25 protein-coding genes are annotated in these 19,632 nt (G+C 37.5%); 23 read left to right on the forward strand and 2 right to left on the reverse strand.

Annotated elements, in window-relative coordinates; genetic code table 11:
• The first annotated feature begins 169 nt into the window (after positions 1-169).
• From IKS50_RS07665 to IKS50_RS07755, 19 genes are all read left to right on the forward strand, one after another.
• Positions 170-2,854 carry an STT3 domain-containing protein gene (locus tag IKS50_RS07665; RefSeq protein WP_292847904.1) on the forward strand — a complete coding sequence of 895 codons (2,685 nt, stop codon included), beginning with the start codon at positions 170-172 and terminating at the stop codon, positions 2,852-2,854.
• 49 nt (positions 2,855-2,903) lie between these two features.
• A complete protein-coding gene (locus IKS50_RS07670; RefSeq protein WP_292847907.1) occupies positions 2,904-3,998 on the forward strand; it encodes a GTP-binding protein in 1,095 nt (364 codons plus the stop codon).
• A 2-nt stretch (positions 3,999-4,000) separates the two neighbouring features.
• On the forward strand, positions 4,001-4,531 hold the full coding sequence (locus IKS50_RS07675) for an adenylate kinase family protein (protein WP_292847910.1): 531 nt from the start codon (positions 4,001-4,003) through the stop codon (positions 4,529-4,531).
• A gap of 205 nt (positions 4,532-4,736) precedes the next feature.
• On the forward strand, positions 4,737-5,126 hold the full coding sequence (locus IKS50_RS07680) for a hypothetical protein (protein ID WP_292847913.1): 390 nt from the start codon (positions 4,737-4,739) through the stop codon (positions 5,124-5,126).
• 31 nt (positions 5,127-5,157) lie between these two features.
• Positions 5,158-5,556 (forward strand): type II toxin-antitoxin system VapC family toxin, encoded by a 399-nt coding sequence (locus tag IKS50_RS07685; protein ID WP_292847916.1) that lies wholly within the window; start codon positions 5,158-5,160, stop codon positions 5,554-5,556.
• A 201-nt stretch (positions 5,557-5,757) separates the two neighbouring features.
• The gene (locus IKS50_RS07690; RefSeq protein WP_292847919.1) at positions 5,758-6,105 is read left to right on the forward strand and encodes a ribonuclease P protein component 4; all 348 of its coding nucleotides are present in this window, start codon (positions 5,758-5,760) and stop codon (positions 6,103-6,105) included.
• Positions 6,092-6,349: a YhbY family RNA-binding protein gene (locus IKS50_RS07695; protein WP_292847923.1), complete on the forward strand. Its 258-nt coding sequence runs from the start codon at positions 6,092-6,094 to the stop codon at positions 6,347-6,349. Before IKS50_RS07690 ends, IKS50_RS07695 begins: the two co-directional genes overlap by 14 nt.
• 91 nt (positions 6,350-6,440) lie before the next feature.
• Entirely contained in the window at positions 6,441-6,878 is a 438-nt protein-coding gene (locus IKS50_RS07700) for a 30S ribosomal protein S19e (RefSeq protein WP_292847926.1), read from the forward strand.
• Positions 6,879-6,902: 24 nt separating this feature from the next.
• Positions 6,903-7,259, forward strand: a complete 357-nt coding sequence (locus IKS50_RS07705; protein ID WP_292847929.1) for a DNA-binding protein — start codon at positions 6,903-6,905, stop codon at positions 7,257-7,259.
• A 6-nt stretch (positions 7,260-7,265) separates the two neighbouring features.
• A complete protein-coding gene (locus tag IKS50_RS07710) occupies positions 7,266-7,850 on the forward strand; it encodes an asparagine synthase-related protein (protein ID WP_292847932.1) in 585 nt (194 codons plus the stop codon).
• Positions 7,851-7,870: 20 nt separating this feature from the next.
• Complete coding sequence (locus IKS50_RS07715; protein ID WP_004032463.1) at positions 7,871-8,026, forward strand: 50S ribosomal protein L39e; 156 nt, start codon at positions 7,871-7,873, stop codon at positions 8,024-8,026.
• A gap of 11 nt (positions 8,027-8,037) precedes the next feature.
• Positions 8,038-8,283, forward strand: coding sequence for a 50S ribosomal protein L31e (locus IKS50_RS07720; RefSeq protein WP_292847935.1), 246 nt, complete (start codon positions 8,038-8,040; stop codon positions 8,281-8,283).
• Positions 8,284-8,310: 27 nt separating this feature from the next.
• On the forward strand, positions 8,311-8,985 hold the full coding sequence (locus IKS50_RS07725) for a translation initiation factor IF-6 (RefSeq protein ID WP_292847938.1): 675 nt from the start codon (positions 8,311-8,313) through the stop codon (positions 8,983-8,985).
• 24 nt (positions 8,986-9,009) lie between these two features.
• A complete protein-coding gene (rpl18a, locus tag IKS50_RS07730) occupies positions 9,010-9,234 on the forward strand; it encodes a 50S ribosomal protein L18Ae (RefSeq protein WP_292847941.1) in 225 nt (74 codons plus the stop codon).
• A gap of 16 nt (positions 9,235-9,250) precedes the next feature.
• Positions 9,251-9,685: a prefoldin subunit alpha gene (pfdA, locus tag IKS50_RS07735; RefSeq protein WP_292847944.1), complete on the forward strand. Its 435-nt coding sequence runs from the start codon at positions 9,251-9,253 to the stop codon at positions 9,683-9,685.
• Positions 9,686-9,793: 108 nt separating this feature from the next.
• On the forward strand, positions 9,794-11,104 hold the full coding sequence (ftsY, locus tag IKS50_RS07740) for a signal recognition particle-docking protein FtsY (RefSeq protein ID WP_292847947.1): 1,311 nt from the start codon (positions 9,794-9,796) through the stop codon (positions 11,102-11,104).
• The gene (locus IKS50_RS07745; protein WP_292847950.1) at positions 11,022-12,158 is read left to right on the forward strand and encodes a CapA family protein; all 1,137 of its coding nucleotides are present in this window, start codon (positions 11,022-11,024) and stop codon (positions 12,156-12,158) included. The genes ftsY and IKS50_RS07745 overlap by 83 nt, the downstream gene beginning before the upstream one ends.
• 277 nt (positions 12,159-12,435) lie before the next feature.
• Positions 12,436-14,223: a putative glycoside hydrolase gene (locus IKS50_RS07750; protein ID WP_292847953.1), complete on the forward strand. Its 1,788-nt coding sequence runs from the start codon at positions 12,436-12,438 to the stop codon at positions 14,221-14,223.
• A 1-nt stretch (position 14,224) separates the two neighbouring features.
• Entirely contained in the window at positions 14,225-15,775 is a 1,551-nt protein-coding gene (locus IKS50_RS07755) for an Ig-like domain-containing protein (RefSeq protein ID WP_292847956.1), read from the forward strand.
• A 17-nt stretch (positions 15,776-15,792) separates the two neighbouring features.
• Here IKS50_RS07755 and IKS50_RS07760 read toward each other — a convergent pair whose 3' ends face one another.
• Positions 15,793-16,173, reverse strand: coding sequence for a hypothetical protein (locus IKS50_RS07760; protein ID WP_292847959.1), 381 nt, complete (start codon positions 16,171-16,173; stop codon positions 15,793-15,795).
• Positions 16,174-16,222: 49 nt separating this feature from the next.
• Here IKS50_RS07760 and IKS50_RS07765 point away from each other — a divergent pair, with 49 nt between their 5' ends.
• Entirely contained in the window at positions 16,223-17,677 is a 1,455-nt protein-coding gene (locus tag IKS50_RS07765; protein WP_292847962.1) for a sodium-dependent transporter, read from the forward strand.
• 21 nt (positions 17,678-17,698) lie between these two features.
• Here IKS50_RS07765 and IKS50_RS07770 read toward each other — a convergent pair whose 3' ends face one another.
• A complete protein-coding gene (locus tag IKS50_RS07770) occupies positions 17,699-17,914 on the reverse strand; it encodes a hypothetical protein (RefSeq protein ID WP_292847965.1) in 216 nt (71 codons plus the stop codon).
• Positions 17,915-18,091: 177 nt separating this feature from the next.
• Here IKS50_RS07770 and IKS50_RS07775 point away from each other — a divergent pair, with 177 nt between their 5' ends.
• From IKS50_RS07775 to IKS50_RS07785, 3 genes are all read left to right on the forward strand, one after another.
• A complete protein-coding gene (locus IKS50_RS07775) occupies positions 18,092-18,520 on the forward strand; it encodes a hypothetical protein (protein ID WP_292847968.1) in 429 nt (142 codons plus the stop codon).
• Positions 18,521-18,635: 115 nt separating this feature from the next.
• Entirely contained in the window at positions 18,636-19,103 is a 468-nt protein-coding gene (locus IKS50_RS07780; RefSeq protein WP_292847972.1) for a hypothetical protein, read from the forward strand.
• Positions 19,104-19,126: 23 nt separating this feature from the next.
• Complete coding sequence (locus tag IKS50_RS07785) at positions 19,127-19,585, forward strand: hypothetical protein (RefSeq protein ID WP_292847975.1); 459 nt, start codon at positions 19,127-19,129, stop codon at positions 19,583-19,585.
• The last annotated feature ends 47 nt before the right edge of the window (positions 19,586-19,632 follow it).

A 19,632-nucleotide genomic window follows, 5' to 3' on the forward strand; every position in this document is an offset into this window, starting at 1 on the left:
TTTTTTATTTTTTCCTATTTTTTTTGATTTTTACTTAAAAATACAAAATATTTTAATAATAGTAAAGTTAAATATATTACCCAATAAAAATTATTTTGCATATTGCGAGATTATTTTTATTTATTTCTTATAATTTTGATTAATTAATAAATTTAGACAGAGGATTTTAATGAATAAAGAGACATTATTGACAATAGGTAAAGGAATAGTCATTATATTGATTATTTTAGCTATTGTTTTCGCGTTAAAAGCCCCTGCTGCTGATTTAAATGTATTTGATGATGAAGGAAAAGCAATATACACCGATTCATCAGGTCTTCCGTATTACAGTGAAATGGATTCATACTATAACTATAGGTTGACCAATGATTATATTGATCACGGCTATGTAGGGGATAAAATTGTAAATGGCAGTGAATGGGATATGCACAGGTATTCTCCAGACGGTAACGAGATTGACTACGAACTGGGCATTGTTTATGTGACTTCATGGTTACACGATACCGTGAATAATTTCTTCGGAGGAAACTATTCAGTCAAGGAAGTTGCATTCTGGACTGGAGCAATTGTTTCAACCTTCTGTGTAATTCCGGCATTCATATTTTCAAGAAGAATCACAAACGATTATGGGGCAATTGTAGCAACATTGATTATCGCACTTGCTCCGAACTACTTTGCGCACACATTCCCAGGATTTTTCGATACAGATATGTTCTATTACATATTCTCAATTTTCTTCGTGTTCTTCTTTGTCGAATCGATAAGAAGCGAAAATTGGATATGGAAAGTCGTATTTGCGGTGCTTTCAATCATTTCAATCGGAATATTTTCCATTCAATGGACCGGTTGGATCTTTTACGTCGCAATGATGGGACTGTTTGCTGTAATATATCTAATTGCAACATTCTTCTTCAATGTCGATGAAGACAGAGATTCCTACTCAAACGTTGCAGAATGGCTGATCCACAATAAGGAATTCCTGTCAATCGTCCTTATTGGAGTAATCGGTTTTGCAGGCCTTGCAGTATTCAGAGGCGTTGACGGGGTTCTTGGAATCTTTTCAAGCGTATTCGGTTTATTGAACTTGCAATCAGCATCCGTTGTTGTAGGAGGATTCCCGAACGTACTTATTTCCGTTGCAGAGATGCAAATGCCTAGCATGTTGGGTGCAGGTATGACCTCAATGTTTTTAGCAAACACCAACGGATTCATCAACGGTATCGGCGGTATTGCAGTGTTCTTCGCCGCTTTAATCGTTCTATACATTTTGGTTTCAAGAGCTTGGAAATTCAGAAACGTCAGACAAAAACCTGTTGATGCAAAACCTCAAAAAGGTAAAAGGTTATCTGCAGCCGAAAAATTAGATAACAGTCGCAAATTCAAATTATCTCTCGCTGATTTGAAATTCGGTGGGGACAATCCAATTTTAGCAAATAAACGTTTAACTGTATTATATGCAACTTTATTCGTTGTATGGGTAGTAGTAACTGCACTCGCGGTTTCCCGTGGTTCAAGGTTCATTACCACAATCGTTTTACCGTTTGCATTCTTAGCAGGTATATTTGTCGGCTACGCATGTGACTACATCAAAAACAGACTTAATAACGACAAATGGTTAATCGCTGCAATATTATTCTGCGGATTTTTAGCGGCCGTGCCTTTAGCTACAATCAATACCGTTTACGGTATCCTGATATTTGCAGCTATTGCGGCAGCGGGTTTAATTACCGTATATGCTCTCAAATCCAATTCCGCTGATAAAAAACATGTTCCTCTTAAAAAATATGTTTTAATCATTGCTTTGGTAATTGCTTTGGTAACACCAAGTATCTGCGGTGCTTATCAGACTTCTGAAAGTGTTGTTCCGGGTACAAACGATTACATGTGGAATGCTATGCAGTGGGTTAATGAAACCCAACCTGACGATACTGTAATCACATCCTGGTGGGACTTCGGTTACCTCTTCGAGGTTGCTGCTGACAGGCAAGTAACATTCGACGGAGGTTCTCAGTCAGGGGAACGTGCCTTCTGGCTGGGTCAGGCTATGACAACCAGTGATTTGGAACTTTCAGCAGGAATATTCAGAATGCTGGATACAACCGGTACAAGGGCAGACGAGTATCTGATTAACCTCACTGACAGTCCGGGCAAAGCTACAGACATTATCATTGACATCCTGCCAAGGACTCCTGAGGATGCCCAAAAGGTATTGACAAGCAAATATGACCTGTCATCTGCAGAGGCAAAACAGGTTGTAGAATACACTCACCCAGACAATCCAAGACCGGTAATATTCGTCGCATCTGCGGATATGCTTCAAAAGGCCGGTTGGTGGAGTTACTTCGGTGCATGGAACTTCGATAACCAGACTTCCGAAAATTACAACTACCACGTACCTTATGACTCAGTTAAAGTCGGTCCGGGTCAATCCGGTAAAGTGGAACTGTTAGAAGATCAAGGTATGACAGTCAATGCTGTAATTGAGAAAGGTTCCGGCAACAATACAACCGAAGCTCATGTCGAATCAGTCTACACTGAAAATGGTGAGCCAATCAAAGTCAACGGCAGCGAATACAATCCATTGAAAGCATCCAGATTGCTTTTAATCGAAGACGGATATCTCGTTAAAAACGAATCAATCAAGAATGCAAAAGATGGAAATTACACATTATTCATAATCGGTTCAGACAACGATTACACTCCAATTCTAATAGATAAGAAACTTGAAAACTCCATGTTTACAAGATTATACTTACTCGGAGGATCAAATCAGGACATATTCGAACCGGTACACTCAGAAAACGGTGTAATGTTATTCAAAGTAAACTTTGACAATACAAAAGCAGGTAGTTAAACTTAACTACCTTAAAATTCTTTTTTTTTAAATAAGATATGGTGAAATTATGGGAATCGAAGACAAGATTAAATCAATTGAGGAAGAGATTCAAAAAACCCCCTACAACAAGGCAACATCTCACCATATTGGAAAATTAAAAGCGAAACTGTCTAAATTAAAAGAGGAATCCTTACAAAGAAGCAGTGGTGGGTCTAAAGGACAGGGATTTCACGTTAAAAAGTCAGGTGACGCTACTGTTGTTCTGGTAGGTTTCCCATCTGTGGGAAAATCCACATTATTGAACAACATCACCAATGCTGAAAGTAAGGTTGGCGCTTATCAGTTCACAACTTTAGACATTGTTCCCGGGGTCATGGAGCATAAGAACGCTAAAATTCAGATTTTCGATATTCCAGGAATTATCACAGGTGCAAGCAGCGGTAAAGGAAGAGGAAAAGAAATCCTGTCAGTAGCCAGAACTGCCGATTTGATTTTGGTTGTTTTGGATACCTTTAATCCACAGCACCTGGACGTCATCATCAGGGAGTTGAGGGCAATCGGCATCAGGCCGAATGAAAGGCCTCCTGACGTCACCGTCAAAAGGAAAAAGCTTGGCGGGGTCAAGGTGTCATCCACCTGCAAGCTGACACATCTGGATGAGAAAACCATCAGGTCAATCTTGAACGAGTACGGCTACATCAATGCGGATGTGCTTTTCAGGGACGATGTGACAATGGACCAGTTCATTGACGTGCTTGACCGCAACAAGTCCTATGTTCCGATGCTGATTCTTCTAAACAAGGTGGATTTGGTTGACGATGCATACATTGAGGAGCTGAAGAAATACATTCCTGATTTCATTCCGATTTCAGCCGACAAGAATACGAATATCGATGAGCTTAAGGACACCATATTCGATAATCTTGACCTTGTCAGGGTTTATTTAAAACCGCAAGGCAGAAAAGCGGATATGGAAGATCCTCTTGTCATCAAAAAGGGCTCTACCGTAATCGATGCATGCGGCAAGCTTCACAGGGAATTCGTCAAGAATTTCAGGCATGCAAAGGTGTGGGGAACTTCCGTAAAATTCCCTGGCCAGAAGGTAGGTCCCGACCATGTCCTTGAAGATGAGGATGTGCTGAGAATAATTCTGAAGAAATAAACATGACAGCTATTTTTATAACCGGCACTCCGTGTACGGGTAAGACAACTCTTGCAAGTAAATTAAATGGACACTTGATTAAAATCAATGATTTGGCATTAAGTCATGATTTCGTATTGGGTGTTGATGAGGAAAAAGGATATAAGGTCATAGACATTGACAAATTATCACATCATGTAGCTAAACTCATCACAGATTGCGATGAATTGCTTATTTTTGAGGGGCACCTGTCCCACTTGTGTGACGGGGCCGATAAGGTGATAGTCCTGAGGGTAGATCCCGACATCCTTAAAGAAAGACTGAAGGCAAGAAATTACTCAGATTCCAAAATCCGCGAAAACCTTGAAGCCGAAGCCCTTGGAGTGTGCTCAGCGGAAGCCTATGAGAAATATCAGGAGAAGGTCTATGAGCTGGATGTAAGCAATCTGACCATGGACGAATCAGTCGAGCTTATAGATGATGTAATCCGCAACGGCGGTGACTATCCTGTCGGTTCGGTTGACTTTATGGACTGGCTGATTTCAAACCCATAAGTTTTTTTTACAGACTCAAATCAATTTTTCAAAATCACTGCAATTTTACTTGATTAACTTAATTTTGATTTAAAGTGATTTATATCATAAATGCACAACTGTGATTTTGCACAATTCGAAAATATTATATTTTATCAGCACATAATCTTAATCAAGCTTGTACACAAACTTTTTATGTTGGGTATCATATATTTAAACTTAACAAGTGAAAGGTTGTGGTAATATCTCAAAGATAAGTTTTGACATTGATGATGGCCTGCTTGAAGATTTAAAAAAACGGGCTTTGGCAGAGGAATCCAGTTATCTGGATTTAATAGTTGAATATATTAAACAAGGTTTAAAAGAGAGTGATAACATGTCAAGAGTGATATTAGATGACGATGTAGTGAAAAAAGTGAATATAATGGCGGAATTAACTGACCAATCTCCTAAAGATGTTGTTAATGAAGCATTAAGGGATCAACTAAAAGATGTTGAAAATATTCCTCGAGAAATAGATGGGGATAAGATTTGGGCAATGCTGGAACATGATAAACCTGAAGGCGATGATATTCTAGACAATCTCGCTCGTTTTGGCGAAGAAAATTGGGATTAAATTCCTCATTAAACACCACTGAGGGATTTAAATGATTTTTTTAGATAGTTCTTATATTAAAGGGTTGATTATTAAACGGGATTCACACAAAGAATTTTCTAATAGCATTAAACCCTATTTAAAAAAGGAAACCAAGGTAATCAACATCACCGTTTTTTTGGAAGTTTTAAATGCTTTAAGGCAGAACAATTATCAAGGCGATTTTGATGAAATAATTCATGAATTATGTAATCTTGATGTTTTTGATTGGTTAACTAAGGAAGATTACAGATTAGCAATGGAAAAATTCAGATTCTACAATGGTAGCATTAACTTTGCAGATTGTACAATTTTGGTTACAATGGAGAAATATGGAATAACCAGAATTGTCACTACAGATTCGGATTTTGCAAAGATTAAGGGATTGCGTAGAATATGCGGGGTTTTATAGGTCCATTAATTTTTTCCAAAAATTTAATTTCAACAAAAATATCCCATAAATTCATAACCTTTATAAATAGTAATATACATATTTATTCTTAATATTCATATTAACCTAAGGTTATCTTAACTATGGTTTTTGTTTTAATTTGCGCAAATCATTTTAATTCAATTTTGAATATTATATCCTACATTTTAAAGGAGGATATTTTTGAGTAGAAGGAACAGACCAAAGTGGATGATTGAAATTGCGATTGAAAGAATGAACATTCTATTTGATCGTGCAGAGATGGAATTCATCACCCATCCCGAAAGATCCAATCGTTATGTAGAACTTGCATTGAAATTGTCCACCAAATACAATACTCCAGTGCCAGACAAATGGCGAAGAAGGTATTGTAAGAGTTGTAAGTCCTTTCTCAAGCCTGGTCGCAATTGCACCGTCCGGCTAGTTAACTCTGAGGTTAACATTTTTTGTGGTGAATGCGGTCATGCAATGAAAATTCCTTATCAAAAGGAAAAAAAGTTTAAAAGGAGAGCTAAATATGAGTCACGATAAAAAGGAAATGATGAATAGAGCTCTTAATGCGATGACAATTAACATTGGCAAATCAGGCGTTAACGATAATGTGATTGAAGAAATCAAACGCCAACTGAAAGCTAATGAAATTGTTAAACTTAAATTTGCAAAAAATATCGCTCGCGATAAAGATAAATACATCGACGAAATTGTCTCTAAAACCAAAGCAAAACTTATCGACGTTAGAGGCCACGTTGCTGTTATTTACAAGAAAAAGCCTTAAACATTATAAATTTAGAGTTACAGGCCCTATTTTTTAGGTCTTAAATTTACAGTGGATTAAGCTACAATAAAAAAAATATTGGAGAATTAATATGACTACTGTATTTGATGTACCTGCAGATTTATTAATTGAAAAAGTCGCAGAAGAATTTAAAGAAAATGATAAAATAGAGTCTCCTGCATGGTCCAATTTTGTTAGAACTGGTGTACACAAAGAAAGAAAACCAGAAAACCCTGATTGGTGGTTTATTAGGACTGCTTCTATCATTAGAAGAGTTTACATTGACGGACCTGTTGGTGTTTCAAGTTTAAGAACTTTCTACGGCGGTAAAAAAGACCGTGGCGTACGTCCTGAAAAATTCAGAAGAGGAAGCGGATCAATCATCAGAACCGCACTCCATCAGCTTGAAGACGCAGGATATGTGGAAAAAGTAGAAGGCGGAAGAGTCGTCAGTCCTCAAGGAAGATCCTTTTTGGATAAAATTTCTGGAGAAATAATCAAAGACATTCCTGAACTTGAAAAATATTAATTATAATTTTTGGGAGAGTTTGATATGAGCGATTTAGATGAAATTCGTCAAAGAAGAATGGCTGAGTTGCAAGCTCAACAGGCTGCTGCACAGAACCAAGCTCAACAACAAGCTATGGCTCAGGCACAACAGCAAGAAGCTCAAGCACAATTCGAAGCTCAGAAAAAACAAATCTTAGGTCAAATTATGACTCCTGAAGCTCGTCAAAGATTAGCTAATCTTAAATTAACCAAACCTGAATTGGTTAACCAAATCGAACTTCAATTGATTCAGTCAGCTCAGGCTGGCAGCCTAAGAGGAAAAGTAACTGATGACCAAATAAAAGTCCTTTTAAGACAAATTGCTGGTCAGAAAAGAGAAATTAAAATTACAAGGAAATAATATCGCATGAAAGCAGCTGTTTTATATAGTGGTGGAAAAGACTCATCTTTTGTGGCAGTCATGCTCAAGAGGTTAGGTCTTGATGTGGAATTGTATACTGCAAACTTTGGAGTTTATGATTCATATATTCCTGCAAGCAAATCCGCTGACGCATTAGGTTTTAAACACAATGTTTTAAAGATGGATACTGAAATCCTTGAAGAGACTTGTGATAAAATCCTCGAAGACGGATTTCCGAATGACGGAATAAAATACATCCACGAGAAAACTGTAGAAAAATTGGCTGAAAATCATGATATTATCGCAGATGGGACAAGACGTGATGACAGAACTCCAAAACTCAATATCAATCAAATCAGAAGTCTTGAAGATAGATTACAAGTACAATACATTAATTTAGACAGTTTTGGTCACAAATCAATAAAATTAATCACAGACAATCTATTTGAAATTTCAAAAGAAAAATCAAACCGTGACAACAGTTCAGATTTTGAGGTTGAAATAAGGACAATGATTGATAATAAAGGAGGAAATTCTCTAGATATTTTCCCTGAACATTATCAAACTCGCGTTATCGGATATAAACAATAATTATTATTACAGGTGAGAAAATGAGTAGAAATAAACCATTAGCTAAAAAATTAAGAATGGCAAAAGCAAACAAACAAAATAGGAGAATTCCAATCTGGGCTTATGCTAAAACTAATCGTAAACTTAGATACAGACCTAAACCTAGACATTGGAGAAGAAACAGTCTTAAATTATAAGAGGGGTTATTATGGAAAGAGTTTACACAATTCCACTTAGAAATGTAAAAGAAGTCAAAAGGACTATCAGAGCTCCTAGAGCTATTAGGGAAATTAAAAATTTCTTAACCAAACACATGAAAGCTAGTGATGTTAAAATCGACGAATCTATTAATCATGCTATTTGGGAAAGAGGTATTCAAAAAATACCTTCAAAAATTACTGTAAAAGCAGTTAAAGATGATGATGGTGTTGTAACAGCTACTTTAGCAGAATAGGCACTAATTTAGATGTGAGGTAACAATATGTTAAAAAGAGTAGATATTGTAGGAAATCCGAATGTAGGTGTTTTTATCACAGCAACCGATAATTTAGCAATAGTTCCTTATAATCTCTTAGACGAAAGAATAGACATTATCAAGGAAGCATTAGACGTTGATGTAATTAAATCTTCTATTTCCGGAAGCAGCCTTATTGGATCTTTATCTGTAGCTAATTCAAATGGTATTGTTGTTTCCCCACATGTTTTAGATAGAGAAGTTAAACAATTCGAGGATATGGGTTTGAACGTGGCTACCATTCCGGGTCAATTCACCGCTGTTGGAAATATCGTGGCGGCAAATGACAATGGAGCAATAGCTAGTCCATTTCTAGAAGAGGATGCAATCCAGGTCCTTGAAGAAACTTTGGATGTGGATGTTAAAGCTTCCCACATTGTCGGAAGCGACATTATCGGTTCATTAATTAAAGTAACCAATAAAGGATTTTTAATGAGTCCTCATGCATTACAATCTGAAGTTAACTTTGCTCGTGAAGTATTTGGTGTTGAAGGAGATATTGGTACTGTTGGAAGAGGAATTCCATTAGTTGGAGCTTGCATTATTGGAAATTCTAGTGGTGCAATTGTTGCTAAAGACAGTACTGGTCCTGAAATGGCTAGAGTTGAAGAAGCATTAGGCTTTTTGGATGATGATTTTTAATTAATATATCATGAGGGATTTTATATGATAACAAAAATTTACAGAGTTAAAGGTAAATTCGTAATGGGTGACGAATACCATGATTTCACCAAAGAATACAAAGCTACTTGCGAAAGCGACGTAGAAAGTAAAATCTATGAAAGATTTGGTAGCAAACATGGAATTACCAGGAACCAAATTTCAATTGACTCAATTGAAGAAATTGCTCCTGAAGACGTTCTCGACCCAATCGTAAAAGAAATTTTATAAACATTGAGGGATTAAAATGGAAGATCAACAAAGATTAAACAGTCTTCTTAACGAAATCAATGTATACAGGCAACAAGCAGACTTGATTCGCCAACAAATCGAATTAATTCAAGCTTCTATTGCTGAAGTTGATGCATTCCTCAATACTTTAGATGACATTGAAGGAAAAGAGTCAATTGAGGCTTTTGTACCGGTCGGTGCAGGTACCTTTGTAAAAGGGGAACTCAAAGACACCGATGAAATCATCGTAAGTATTGGTGCAGGACTTGCAGTCAAAAAAGATGCAGACGGCGCACGCGAAATAATCTCTGGGCAAAAAGATGAATTAAAAGACAGCTTAGATAAAATGCTTGCTAATTTACAGCAAGTAACTGATATTGCTGGCAATCTTCAAGCTCAGGCTGAGCAAATCGCAGCTGCAGCACAAGGTAATATGACCCAAATGGGTTAGATTATCTTTTTTTACTTTTTTTTTAAATCTTATTTTTTAAATAATATGAACAATAAAAACATTATTGATTATAGATTTTTTTAACTAGCTATCAAGGTTGGGTTAATTTTGTTTGATTCATTAAAAAAGAAATTTTCACGAACCAGTGAAAAACTGGAAGAAGAGCTTATCGAAGAAGCTAAACAGGAAGACAATATTGAAGAAGAAACCGGTGGAAGATTCTCATTCTTCTCCTTCGGCCGCAAAAAAGAAAAAACCGAAGAGGCTGAAGAAGAGGGCAATCTGCTTCCTGAAGCCGAAGAAGAGGGACCTGTTGAAGAAGAAACTCCCGAAGTAGAGGAAGAAGTTGCTGAAGAAGAGGAAGAAGAACCTAAAAAGAAATCCCGCTTCTGGAGCAGAAACAAGGATAAGGAAGAGGAAACCTCTGAAGAAGAGGGTGAAGAAAAAGAAGAAAAAGAGGAAAAATCCCGCTTCTGGAGCAGGAAACCTAAGGAATCAGCAGACGGCGAAGCCAAAGGCGGTGTATTTTCATTCGCACGTGAAAAAACCATCAAGGAAAAGCATGTTGAAGACATCCTATTCGAGCTTGAAATGGAACTCCTGCAGGGTGACGTTGCAATGGAAGTTGCAACAGATGTCGTGGAAAGCGTTAAGGATAATCTTGTAGGCAAGAAAATCAAAAGAAGTAATGATGTAACTGAATACACCTATTATGCCTTAAAGGATGCTGTTAAGGAGATAATCGATATTCCTGGAAAATCAATGACTGAAATGCTTGAGGAAAAAGTGGCTCAGGGCGAACCTTTAGTGGTCATGTTTGTCGGAATCAACGGAACCGGAAAAACAACCACAATAGGTAAACTGGCCAACTATTACCTGAAAAAAGGCTACACTCCGGTCATTGCCGCTTCAGACACATTCCGTGCCGGAGCAATCGAACAGGTTACTCACCACGCAGACAATGTAGGTGTTAAAATCATCAAGCACCAGAAGGGATCAGACCCGGCAGCAGTGGCATATGATGCGGTTGAGCATGCAAAGGCTCAAGGAAAAGAATTGGTTTTAATCGACACTGCAGGCAGAATGCAGACAAACACCAATCTTATGGATGAAATGAAAAAGATTAAAAGGGTTGCAAATCCTGATTTGGTCATATTCGTTGGCGATGCGATAACCGGTAATGACGCAACCGAGCAGGCCCGCAAATTCAACGAAGCGATTGACATTGACGGGGTAATTCTTACAAAAGCTGATGCCGACAGCAAAGGCGGAGCATCACTTTCAATCGGTTATGTCATCAAAAAGCCTATCATGTTTTTAGGTGTGGGCCAGGGTTATGACGACATCATGGAGTATGATGCCGATTGGATGCTGGACCAGCTGTTCTCCGATGATGAAGAGGTCGTTGATGAAGCTTAGAAATATTCTGCTAATTGTCTTGGTAATATTGGTAATGGTTGCTGTCTGGGCAACAATATTTAATCCGTCCAGTTCAATTGTTAATATTGAACCTAAAGAAAACGTTTCTGTTGCAGTTACAGGTGATGTAATGTTTGCCCGTAATATGGAAGGGGTCTTAAGCTTGGATTACTCCCCATTCAGTGGGGTAAGTGATGTCACATCCGATGTTGATTTGCTTTTGATAAACTTTGAAAATGCGGCAACCTCATCAGGTTATGCCCTAAAAGGTGATGTTCCATTAAGATGCAATCCGTCATATGTTCCTCTTGCCAGGGCGAACAATGTGACTGTCGTGTCACTTGCAAATAATCATGCGTTTGATTATGGCGTAACCGGTATGCAGGATACTATTTCAAACCTTAAAGCTGCAAACATCACTCCAATCGGTGCAGGAAATACTGAAGATGAGGCACATGCGGCGGTTGTAAAGGACATCAACGGAAGAAAGATTACTATTTTAAATTATATGGATTCCGAAAACTTCGCCGAATACTCTCAGGAAGTCATGCCGTATGCGGATGGGCAAAATCCGGGTTATTCAGCCTATGATTCAGAGGATGCCCAAAAGCAAATTTCCGAAAACAACGATTCCGATTTAATCATTGCATACATGCACTATGGAAACGAGTATTCACATTCTCCAAACGACAATCAGGTTAAGATTTCACATGAGTTAATTGATTATGGGGCGGATGTCGTAATAGGTTCTCATCCGCATGTTACACAGGGCATTGAAATGTACAATGGAAAGCCGATTTTCTACAGTCTGGGCAATTTCATATTCGACCAGTCAAATCCGGATACACATACTGCCTACTTTGTAAAGATTAATCTGGTCGATGACACAGGCGAGTGCACAGTTTATCCGATTTACATTTCCGGGTACCTGCCGCAGCATATGGACAGTGAAAGCGGAACTTCATTACTGAGCAATTTATCTCCTCAATGCAGCCAATTAGAAATCACAAGCAATGGAACAGGTAAATTAAGCTTTAATTTAACTGATAGTTAATGTTGTCAGTTAAATGCCTTTTATTTTTAATATGGTCCATTTTTTTGTTATTATTTTTTATCTTATTAAGTCACTATTTATCTAATAATAATTCAATATATTTAAGCTTATTATAGTTTATTTTAACATAATTATTCTTTTTATATTTATTTCTATATATTTTTAAGCTATTTTAATTAATTTAAGCAATTTTAAGCCGAATTTCCTTTTAAAAAGATTTATATATGTTTTTAGATAAACTTTTGTAGTAAGAGGTGAAATTATTTCGAAGACAAACATGGCATTGATTTTATCAATTGCACTAATCCTTTTTTTCATGATAGGTGCGGTTAGTGCAGTTAATGAAACCGATGTAATGACACAAGATGTTGTCTCTGACGATGCGGTGTCCGAAGATGTTGTTCAGGAGGATGCCGCTGGAGAAGAGACTCCTGAAGAAACAACCAATTCTTCACTAATCACAACAACCATTAAAAGCAACGATACCAACATTGTCAAGGGCAAGGATTTCAGCGTACAGCTGACAGATTCCAATTCCACTCCTCTTGCCAACAAGACAGTAAAGATTAAAGTTAAGAAGGTAACATCTGAGGTTGTAACTGATGATAATGGTGTTGCAAAGCTTAAGATTGACCTGGATCCCGGAACATACACTGTCAAATACTCATTTTCCGATGAGGGATATGCAAAATGTTCAAATTCAACAGAAATTTTTGTAATTTCAACATCAACTTCAAAAATTAAGGGATCAGATTATACTGCTTATATTGGCGTTGCCAATAAATATAAGGTAACTTTAACAGTCGGTGGGGTTCCATTAGCCAACAGGACTGTCGTTTTTAACATCAACGGTAAAACAGTTTCCAAAAGAACAAACTCAAACGGAGTGGCAAGCGTCAAGATAGACGAGAAGGCAGGAACCTATAAGATATCATATTCATATGCCGGTGAGGACAACATAAAGAAATCCTCAGGCACTTCCAAGATAACCGTCAAAAAGGGAATGCCGACAAAAATCGTCAAGGAGAATTCCAAAGTCTATACCCATAAGAAGAAAGACTATTTCAAAATCAAATTAAAAGACTCTCGCGCCAATCCGTTGGCTTCCAAAAAGGTAACCTTCAAAATCAAGGGTAAAAAATATACAAGAAAAACAGACAGCAACGGAATTGCAAGCCTGAAAATCAAACTGAAATCCGGTTCATATAAGATAAAAGTGTATTTCAAAAAGACTTCAGTCTACAATAAGGCAACCAAAACATATAAAATCAGGGTAAAGCCGGTGCACGACAACAACAATGGAATGTGGCTTTTCGCTTCCGACATGAAAAAGGTCAACTTCAAGACCCTTCAGAAATACGGAACAAAACACATCCTGCTGAACTTCATATGTTTCCATTATTACGGCAAAAGCTATGTCCAGTCCTGGATTAATAAAGCCAATTCCCATGGAATCAAAGTTCATATATGGATGCAGGTATTCTACGGCGACCATGGTTGGCAATATCCTGCCAAAAACGGCAAGATCAATTATAAGCTAATCAATTCCAAAGTCAAGGAGGCCAAAAAATACGCTAAGGTAAAAGGCATTGCAGGAGTTCACTTTGATTATTTAAGATATCCCGGAACTGCTTATAAGCATGCCGGTTCTGTAAAGGCAGTCAACCTGTTCGTTAAAGAGGCATCTACTGCTATTCACAAGATAAATAAGAAACTAATCGTGTCAGCCGCAGTCATGCCGGAACCTTCCTCAATGAAGCATTATTATGCTCAGGACATTCCGACAATGGGAAAATACCTTGATGCGATAGTGCCGATGGTCTATAAGGGAAATTACCATGGAAACGCTAATTGGATCAAGTCAGTCACCAAAACATTTGCAAAGCAATCCAAGAAGGCACAGATATGGACTGGCCTTCAGGCATACAGGTCAGATTCCCATGTGACAAAACTGTCAGCCAAGGAGTTGACAAGTGATGCAAATGCGGCGATTGATGGTGGAGCAGATGGTGTAATACTATTCAGATTCGGTCTGTTTAACTACATTAACTTCAAGGGGATATAATATGAAGAGGATGCTTTTCTTATTCGTTGTGCTATTGGCATTGATGTCCGTTTCGGCGGTTTCTGCAGATGATAACATAACCGATGTGGTAGGTAGTGATGCCGATACCGGCGACGCATTGGAAGAGGTTTCAGCAGATGAGGGTGATGTCCTGATGCAGGATGGTGCTGATGTCTTACAGGAGAACGCTACAGCAGATGTTGAAAAGACAGCATCAAAGATAGAGTCTTCTAAAGTAAAAGGTTATGAATCATTCAAGACAACAGTGTCCTTAAAGCTAACCTCAAACAATAAGCCGCTGGCTTCTAAAAAGGTGACAATCTCCTTGAATGGTGAAAACTATACTCGGACAACAGACAAGAATGGTATGGCCACACTGTCTTTAAATCTTAAGACAGGCTCATACACTGCTAGGTTCAGCTATTCTGGCGATGAGTCTACCGAAAGTGCAACAGGAACATGCAAAGTGACCGTTAAAGACCCTGTCAAAACCAAACTCAAACTTGGTGATAAGTATATCATCTATCGCCAAGGCTCAAAATGCCTGTTCTATGTCAAGCTGCTCACCGATGACGGCAAGCCTGTCAAAGGGCAAGTGGTCAATTTCAAGGTGGCCGGCAAGAGATACAGCGCAGAAACGGATAAGGATGGAATTGCCAAAATCTATCTGAAGCTCAAGAAGGGCAAGCATAAGGTGAAATATTCATTCAAGAAGAACGCTCCATATTTGTCCTCAAGCGGTTATCATGTCATTAAAGTGAAAGCCAAGATGGGCAAAGGAAACGGATATTGGCTATGGGCTGCACACATGAAAAAAATAAGCCTTAAAAGCCTGGCCAGCAAAGGCACCAAGCAGATCTTTTTGCATGTTCAGGCGATTTCAAGCTACGGCAGGTCTGCTGTCGTTTCATTCATCAGCAGGGCGCATAGCTATGGAATGAAAGTTCATTTGTGGATGCAGGTATGCTGTGTTGGTGAAAATTGGGTAAGTCCGGTCAATGATGACGGGTCATTCAAATACGGATTTATCAACAAGAAAGTTCGTGAAGCCAAAAGCTATGCTAAAATTAAGGGAGTTGACGGAATCCACTTGGATTACATGAGATTTGGAGGAACAGCCCACAAGCATAAGAATGCCGTAAAGGTAATCAACTACATCGTTAAGAAGACAAGCGTCAAAGTCCATAAGGTAAATCCAAACTGCATACTTTCTGTGGCTTTAATGCCTGAACCTTCAATGATGAAGTATTATTACGGTCAGGATGTACCTACTTTGAGCAAATATACTGATGCGTTGCTGCCGATGGTTTACAAGGGCAATTACCATCAGACAAGAAGTTGGGTGACTTCAGTAACCAAATCATATGTCAGCGATTCAAACGGGGCACAAATCTGGACAGGTTTGCAATCTTATCATTCAGACAACAATGTCCGCAAATTATCCCAGAAATCCCTTGTCAAAGATTCAAAGGCCGCAATCAAAGGCGGGGCAAAAGGAGTAATTTTATTCCGTATTGGCATAAGCTGCAATTTTAATTTCAAAAAGGTTTAAAGGATTATTCTTTTAAACTACCATTTTCTTTTTGACAACGCTTTCAGTCTCTTTTTTTCAATTGCTTTTTTCTTTTCAGATTGATATTGCTTATTTTGGCGATTGGTTGTTGTTTCATTATTTCTCATAGCTGTTACTAAGTCAATTGAATTGCCGGAACAGGCCATGATCAGTCTTATTTCCTTATAATCCTTATTGGCGGGAGCATTATATACAACCGCATATTTGTTGTCCTCGACATGTTCATAGCTTATTGGCTCTTCCATCATTAGGCAATCAATAACATATTCTCTTGACAATCCATTTTCAGACAATCTGTTAATGAAATGTCTGTTTTCAAAGCACCAATTTATGCTGGTTGTCTCTCCCATTAAAAATTTGTCAAAAACGTTCATCATATTATTATAATGTAAAGTTTATTATATAGCTTTTTACAGAATTTATATTATGTCACGACAGGGTCAATGGGATTCATCTCTCGAATTTATTTTGGCTATGATTGGAGCCGCAGTAGGATTAGGAAATATCTGGCGTTTCAGCTATGTGCTTTATTCTAATGGAGGAGGTTCATTTTTCGTTCCTTACCTGATTGCCATTGGAATTATGGGAATTCCGTTTTTAATATTGGAATATGGTATCGGATTCTCATTTAAAGATTCCTTTTCGAATATTATGAAGAGAATTAATCCCAAGTTTGAGATTGTGGCATGGATTTTGGTTTTATTCGTATTTGTAGTTACAATTTATTATATGGTTATTTTGGGTTGGGATTTGGTATATCTCGGATCCAGCTTTAGCTTTAATTGGGGAACCGATGCCGCCGCTTACTTTGTAAACGAGGTAGGGGGAAGTTCCAATTTGGCCGATGCCAGCTTTTTACTTGTGCCGACAACTGTTGCGGTTTTATTCTTATGGATTGTTTTATGGTTTATTTCTCATAAAAACGTTGAGGACGGTATTGGTAAAGTCTCAAAAATCCTTATTCCCGCATTATTTGTTATAATGGGATTCATTATTATTTACGCTTTGACATTGCCTGGTGCAAGTGTCGGTATAAATACATTGCTGTCTCCGGATTGGTCAAAACTTCTGGACGTGAATATCTGGCTTGCCGCATTTGCGCAAATCATCTTTTCATTAAGTATGGGCCAGGCTATCGCTTTGATATATGCAAGCTACCTGCCTGAAAACTCAAAATTAATCGACAATGTATTGATAGTTGTTGCATCCAATTCATTATTTGAAGTCTGTACTGCATTTGGAGTATTTTCAATTTTAGGATATATGTCTGTAACCGGAGGTACACCAATGGTTGAATTGGTCACCGAAGGAACCGGTTTGGTATTCATTGTATTTCCAATGATTTTCAACATTATGGGTCCAATTGGAAGAATACTTGCTCCATTGTTGTTCTTGTCCATATTATTTGCGGGTGTTACTTCAGCACTTGGATTTTTCGAACCGATGTTAAGCACTACTTCAAGCAAACTTGGATGGTCAAGAAAGAAAACTTCAACAATTCTATGCATTATCGGATGCGCATTTTCCCTGCTTTTGACATCAGGTATCAGCAGCTATCTTGTTGGAATAATCGATTCATTTGTAAATGAGTTCGGTATCTTAATTTTAATCGGCATCCAATGTATAATATTTGCATGGTTTTATGGTGTGGAACATATCATACCGGTACTTAATGAAGCTTCCACCTTTAAAGTAGGCAAAATTTGGACATTGATAATTAAATACCTGCTTCCATCCGTTTTGGTGGTGATGTGGGTAGTTGGAATTTTCAATCTTTTCGCTTCTGCAAAAACCTTTGAATTGATAATCGATTTGATAATCATTACTCTGGTACTCGTATTCGCAGTAATTTTAACAAGGGTCAAACAAGCAGAAGAATAATTGATTTTCTTTAATTCCTTTTTAATAGTTTTTATATGCGTCATATCCTGCATATAGGTGATATAGTGTTTGAACAATGCTTCCAAAGGCATTATTCATGAAAAACCATATGATGATATGAAGCATTATGGCCGCGGCAAACAGTCCGAGCCCTTTTTGTTTGTCGTCGTTTAGATATTGTCCGAGTCCAGGTATAATAAATGAGAAAATTCCGTTTTTTATTGAGTTAGTGTCCATATTTGTCATCTCTTTTGTGTAGTTTATGATAAGTATTGCTTAAATTTATTTTGTCTTTGATAATTTTAATAGTTTTAGGATAATCCAACTGAAATATTTGGGTTGCATTTCAAAATTTTAATTAGAATTTGGGAAGGCATGGAAATATTTATTTTATATTAAAATCAATTATTTACTATGAAACTAAGATTTCTTTCACTAATATTTGTTGCGGCATTGCTTTTGGCAACAGTAAGCGCAAGCGAAAATATTAGCTATTCAAATGAATCAGAAAACATAACATTTGAGGGTGTGAATTTCACAATACCTGCAGGATTCGGCGAATCAAAGGACGTTGAAGACTTTGATGAGTTAGGATCATATGGAAAATCCTGCTTTTATGTTAATGAAGCCAATGGCGAAATTATCATCACAGTCATTTCCGATTGGATGGGAATGAACGTGGATGAATTCTACAAAGAGGGAGCGGTCGAGTCAACAGTTAATGGCCATACCGGGTGGAATTATACAGAAGATGATTTGCATTACTTCGGATATGTTCATGATGATAAGGGAATTCTGATTGGGGTTACCAACGAAACCAGACTATACGAAATCGTCTTGTAGATTAATCTATGAACCCTTAAACTATTTTTTTTAGCATTTCACTTCCAATCATGTAAACAATAAATATATTTTAAACTATTTATAAATTATTAATTACTTAATTGGAGGTTTTGAAATGAATCGTAAGATACTTGCAATATTTGCACTATTGATCGTAGCAATAAGTATAAGTACAGTTTCGGCATTCGGATTGGACGATTTAATTGGATCAAGTTCTGAAGCTGAAAATGTAACAATTGACGGAATTGATTTCAACATTCCTGCAGGATTTGTTGAAGACGAAGACATGGCTGTAAACGGTGAAGTCAACGAATCTCAAGGAATTGAATACACAACATGGGGAAAAACATACGCAAACGATGAAAATGATGTAATATCAATCGGTGTTGCAACATACGACGGCGTTGAAGTTGACGACAGCATACCTGCATATATTGGCGGAGACAAATTGTCTGTAAACGGTGTTGACGGATATGATTATAATGTTCCTCCGTTTGAAGGATTTACCTATGCAAAAGATGGAAAATTGGTAATCATATCAGTAACTGATGATGCATTACTAAAAGACATTGTAATTAAATGAATAGATTCTTACGGGTGATTTAAATGAATAGGAAACTTTTATTGATTTTGATATTGATAAGCCTTTTCAGCATAACTGCCGTTTCAGCATTCAGCTTTGATGATTTATTCGGCAGCGGGGAAAACCAGACTGTTGAAGTGGATGGCATTGAATTCAATGTCCCTGCAGGATATAGCGAAAATGCCACACAGGAAATCATCAACCAACAGCAATCCGTGGGTGGAGTAAACTATGTAACCAATGGAAAATTCTATTACAGTGGATTGACAACTGTCCTGCTTTATGTCGCCAGTTATGATGGATATAAAGTGGATGAAAGCATTGTCGAAGCAGTCGGAGGTAATGCAACAACAATCAATGGTGTTGATGGCTATCTGGATTATGGCGGAGGATATTACAGTTTCAATTATCCGAAAGATGACAAATTGGTTGTAATCACAACAAACGATAAAGATGTAATCGGGGATTTCATAATCCCTTAGGCGATGCTTTGGGTAATATTTAATACATCCTAAATAAAATTATTATA

This window comes from Methanobrevibacter sp., assembly GCF_017539065.1.
Classification (GTDB): Archaea; Methanobacteriota; Methanobacteria; order Methanobacteriales; family Methanobacteriaceae; genus Methanocatella.

Excerpts from the sequence above, each read along its gene's own strand:
- IKS50_RS07750 (WP_292847953.1), top strand. The coding sequence starts at position 12,436 with ATGGCATTGATTTTATCAATTGCACTAATCCTTTTTTTCATGATAGGT.
- IKS50_RS07685 (WP_292847916.1), top strand. The coding sequence starts at position 5,158 with ATGATTTTTTTAGATAGTTCTTATATTAAAGGGTTGATTATTAAACGG.
- IKS50_RS07775 (WP_292847968.1), top strand. The coding sequence starts at position 18,092 with ATGAAACTAAGATTTCTTTCACTAATATTTGTTGCGGCATTGCTTTTG.
- IKS50_RS07770 (WP_292847965.1), bottom strand. The coding sequence starts at position 17,914 with ATGGACACTAACTCAATAAAAAACGGAATTTTCTCATTTATTATACCT.
- IKS50_RS07765 (WP_292847962.1), top strand. The coding sequence starts at position 16,223 with ATGTCACGACAGGGTCAATGGGATTCATCTCTCGAATTTATTTTGGCT.
- IKS50_RS07715 (WP_004032463.1), top strand. The coding sequence starts at position 7,871 with ATGAGTAGAAATAAACCATTAGCTAAAAAATTAAGAATGGCAAAAGCA.
- IKS50_RS07700 (WP_292847926.1), top strand. The coding sequence starts at position 6,441 with ATGACTACTGTATTTGATGTACCTGCAGATTTATTAATTGAAAAAGTC.
- IKS50_RS07710 (WP_292847932.1), top strand. The coding sequence starts at position 7,266 with ATGAAAGCAGCTGTTTTATATAGTGGTGGAAAAGACTCATCTTTTGTG.
- IKS50_RS07670 (WP_292847907.1), top strand. The coding sequence starts at position 2,904 with ATGGGAATCGAAGACAAGATTAAATCAATTGAGGAAGAGATTCAAAAA.
- IKS50_RS07755 (WP_292847956.1), top strand. The coding sequence starts at position 14,225 with ATGAAGAGGATGCTTTTCTTATTCGTTGTGCTATTGGCATTGATGTCC.
- IKS50_RS07785 (WP_292847975.1), top strand. The coding sequence starts at position 19,127 with ATGAATAGGAAACTTTTATTGATTTTGATATTGATAAGCCTTTTCAGC.
- IKS50_RS07745 (WP_292847950.1), top strand. The coding sequence starts at position 11,022 with ATGACGACATCATGGAGTATGATGCCGATTGGATGCTGGACCAGCTGT.
- IKS50_RS07665 (WP_292847904.1), top strand. The coding sequence starts at position 170 with ATGAATAAAGAGACATTATTGACAATAGGTAAAGGAATAGTCATTATA.
- IKS50_RS07725 (WP_292847938.1), top strand. The coding sequence starts at position 8,311 with ATGTTAAAAAGAGTAGATATTGTAGGAAATCCGAATGTAGGTGTTTTT.
- IKS50_RS07760 (WP_292847959.1), bottom strand. The coding sequence starts at position 16,173 with ATGATGAACGTTTTTGACAAATTTTTAATGGGAGAGACAACCAGCATA.
- IKS50_RS07705 (WP_292847929.1), top strand. The coding sequence starts at position 6,903 with ATGAGCGATTTAGATGAAATTCGTCAAAGAAGAATGGCTGAGTTGCAA.
- IKS50_RS07720 (WP_292847935.1), top strand. The coding sequence starts at position 8,038 with ATGGAAAGAGTTTACACAATTCCACTTAGAAATGTAAAAGAAGTCAAA.
- pfdA (WP_292847944.1), top strand. The coding sequence starts at position 9,251 with ATGGAAGATCAACAAAGATTAAACAGTCTTCTTAACGAAATCAATGTA.
- IKS50_RS07780 (WP_292847972.1), top strand. The coding sequence starts at position 18,636 with ATGAATCGTAAGATACTTGCAATATTTGCACTATTGATCGTAGCAATA.
- IKS50_RS07675 (WP_292847910.1), top strand. The coding sequence starts at position 4,001 with ATGACAGCTATTTTTATAACCGGCACTCCGTGTACGGGTAAGACAACT.
- IKS50_RS07695 (WP_292847923.1), top strand. The coding sequence starts at position 6,092 with ATGAGTCACGATAAAAAGGAAATGATGAATAGAGCTCTTAATGCGATG.
- rpl18a (WP_292847941.1), top strand. The coding sequence starts at position 9,010 with ATGATAACAAAAATTTACAGAGTTAAAGGTAAATTCGTAATGGGTGAC.